Origin of the sequence: Gilliamella sp. Gris1-4, assembly GCF_001690335.1 — a bacterium.
GTDB lineage: Bacteria > Pseudomonadota > Gammaproteobacteria > Enterobacterales > Orbaceae > Gilliamella > Gilliamella apicola_P.
The window spans coordinates 1-3,318 of sequence record NZ_LZHA01000006.1 but is presented as its reverse complement, the minus strand read 5'-3'; the positions used below and the strand labels follow the sequence as shown (position 1 = coordinate 3,318).

Annotated in this window: 2 protein-coding genes and 1 CRISPR repeat array; both genes read left to right on the top strand. The window is 42.4% G+C overall.

Going from position 1 to position 3,318, the window contains the following annotated elements; all coding sequences use genetic code 11:
- Positions 1 to 1,120, top strand: a 1,120-nt coding sequence (locus A9G31_RS11695) for a hypothetical protein (RefSeq protein WP_176700325.1), incomplete at its 5' end; no start/stop codon positions are given.
- A 774-nt stretch (positions 1,121 to 1,894) separates the two neighbouring features.
- Positions 1,895 to 2,222: a CRISPR direct-repeat array (repeat unit 28 nt; unit sequence CCTTAACGCCGTATAGGCGGTTTAGAAA).
- 464 nt (positions 2,223 to 2,686) lie between these two features.
- Positions 2,687 to 3,318: serine hydroxymethyltransferase (locus A9G31_RS00500; RefSeq protein WP_081299282.1), on the top strand; the 632-nt coding region annotated here is incomplete at its 3' end.

Sequence of the window (3,318 nt, the reverse complement as noted above, 5' to 3'; positions counted from 1 at the left end):
TAGTCTAATCAGCCAAGGGAAGTGGGGAGATGATGATGGGGATGGACAGGGTACAAATGGTGTTACTGCAACAGGGAGTATATCGTTAGCAATAAAGGATAAAAACGGTAGCACGGTTAATCGTAGTGATACATTAGATATATGTAAAGCGCCTTATAAGGTCACTTTAGATAGTACAGGGGGAAGTTTAACTACACAGTATGGAGTGCCAAATAGTAGTCGTTTTTACGGAGGCTCAGCGGTTTATTATATCACTTTGCCGTCACGGCCGGTTATTTGTTCGGTCAGGCCGAATTTGTTGTATGGCGGAGCAAGTGGCATTATTTCTTACGACGACCCTCGTTTTGCCGGTCCATCTAGCATATGGTCTCCTACTAAGGGCTTTTTAGTTCAGTCAACAAGTCCATCATCTTACAACCTAAACTTTCCAACTACAGGAGCAGATGGATTGTATTTTGATTTGGATGTAGGAGGGTTAGACGTAACTCAGTTAACTTGGCCTTCGGTCACTCACAGTGGAATAACAGCTACCGTGGCGGTGGTAACCGCTAATGAAACTTGGATTCCTTCTGTTGATAGAGGGAAACGGGTAACACGGGTAACGTTGAGAGGTCCTAGGGCAAGTAGAAGTCAGATAAGCTCAAGTCCTGGTCGAATTACACGTCCAGTTTTGCCACAGGACTTCGAGTTGGTGGGAAGGGATAGAAGTGGTAATGGGGTTCGGTATGGTTTTAAGTTAAGGCAGTGGTTCGTCCATCGGAGTAATAATGGCGCTAGCGCTTCTAATCAAACAGCATGGTGTAGAAGTTTGGGTTATCGAATGCCACGGGTAAGTGATTTAACCAATGCGACTTGTTCTGGATGGAATTCAGGAAGCGATTGTCAAGGCGCAGTAGGCGCCACGCCGTCGTCTGGTAATAATGTCTACCAGCGTCGCATAGGGGCAGGATTTTTCACGGAGTGGGGCAACATGCACAACTACGCTGGTGCGGGCTTCGACGGCAGCTACTGGACGAGCGACGCGATAGGTAGCAGCCAGTTCAATGTCTACTCGAGCGACGGCCACGTCAGCAGCTACGGCGCTTCCTACAGTATTTACGCTGTTTGCACCACACCTTAGTTTTTAGCGTTTAGTTCTTAATCCTTAGGGCGCGGGAGGGGTTATGGTGCCTGAGAGGATAATATAACAAAGAATCAAGCCCCCGCGTAAGTTGGGGCGTTTTCCTTAGGGTTGCGCCGTTGTGGCAAAGCCACAATAGCGCCGCCCCCCGCCGCCGACGCTGAAAGTGTCGATGGCGGTTTTAGTGGATTACGCTGTGGCGGTTTAAAGCTGTGGTCTATTTTAGTTCGGCAAGGTTTCGGACGTTTTAAACTTTGGTGAATAAAATAGCTACAGTGACAACGTCCGAGCAAAGGGAATTAAAGCGAATTCCCTTTGCAATTACTCGTATCATCCTGATACTCGCCTCTACGAGGCCATCTTCGCTATGCTCAGATGTTCAAATTTGTTCCAGACAAATTTGTCTAACGCCGTAATAAGACAGACAACATAACCTTGAGTGGCTTTTATGAGTCACTTTTTTATAAAAAGCACTGCAAAAACCACAAAAAATCGCTCCGGTAGAGTATTGATTTTATTGAAGTTTTTATCTTGTCGTTTTCAAGCTAAATCAATCACTTACACAACCTAAGCAAAGCACCAACATAAAACAAACCAACAAAACCACGAACAGCGCCCTAATAACAGCAAATTAACCGCTCTAAACCCTTTTTTTAACGAAAATTTAAAATCAAATAAAATCAACATATTAAAAAACAGCTTAAAAAAAGGGTTTTCAAAGCCAAAATTGTTGTTTATCTTTATATAACAAGATTTATCAAATCTTGAGTTCTACCTTAACGCCGTATAGGCGGTTTAGAAAACTTTATGCCAAAAGTAGCGCAACAATTCCCTCCTTAACGCCGTATAGGCGGTTTAGAAAACGACAACGTGGACATGGTACAGGATGCGGTACCTTAACGCCGTATAGGCGGTTTAGAAATACTAAGTGATCAAATAACTAAACATACGAAACCTTAACGCCGTATAGGCGGTTTAGAAATGTAACGCAATCAACTAGCTTAGAAGAAATGCCCTTAACGCCGTATAGGCGGTTTAGAAAAATATAACTTGTAGTTTTAGAGGAGTACGCGACCTTAACGCCGTATAGGCGGCAATAAAAATAGAATTAATCATATAATTACAAAAAAAACAATCGGCTGTACTGTCTGACTTACTCTGGCGTCGGGGAGCCGAAGGCCACATTCTGCAGCCAAAGCGTGGGTTGTTAGGGAATTCGCTTAAATTCCCTAACTCGGACGTGGGCACTGAGGCTATTTTATTCACCAAAGCTAAAACGTCCGAAACCACCACACCCAACCCACTCTATCCACCAACAAAAAAAAACTATTTTGACAAAAAAACGCTCTGGTAGACTATTGATTTTATTAATGTTTTTAGCTATTTTTAACAAAAACAGCCTTATAAAAACACAATAACTTATCCCTCGATATAAATATTTTTTATAACCTCAAAAAAAAGATTGAAATCGTTTGGTTGTTAAGTAACCATATGAGTGTAATGCCCATTTTTGCTAACGATAAAGCAAAATCTGACAAACTAAATAATTGATGATAAGGATCTAACATGTTTAGTAAAGATATGACTATTGCCGATTATGATGCGGAATTGTGGAATGCTATTAAAGGTGAAGAACAGCGCCAAGAAGATCACCTTGAACTGATCGCATCAGAAAACTACACCAGTCCACGAGTAATGCAAGCGCAAGGTTCGCAATTAACCAATAAATATGCCGAAGGTTATCCCGGAAAACGTTATTATGGTGGTTGTGAGTATGTTGATGTTGTTGAAAAATTAGCAATTGATCGTGCTAAGGCTTTATTTGGTGCTGATTATGCTAATGTGCAACCGCATTCAGGTTCACAAGCTAATTTTGCCGTTTATATGGCGCTTTTAAATACAGGCGATACGGTTTTAGGTATGAACCTGTCTGAAGGTGGGCATTTGACACACGGTTCGCCAGTTAGCTTTTCGGGTAAACTTTATCATGTTGTGGATTATGGTGTTGATGATTCAGGGCGTATTGATTATGACAAGTTAGCTAAAACAGCCCAAGAATCTAAACCTAAAATGATTATTGGTGGTTTTTCGGCTTATTCTGGGGTGGTGGATTGGCAACGTATGCGCGAAATCGCCGATAGTGTGGGCGCTTATTTGTTTGTGGATATGGCGCATGTGGCAGGGCTAGTTGCGGCAGG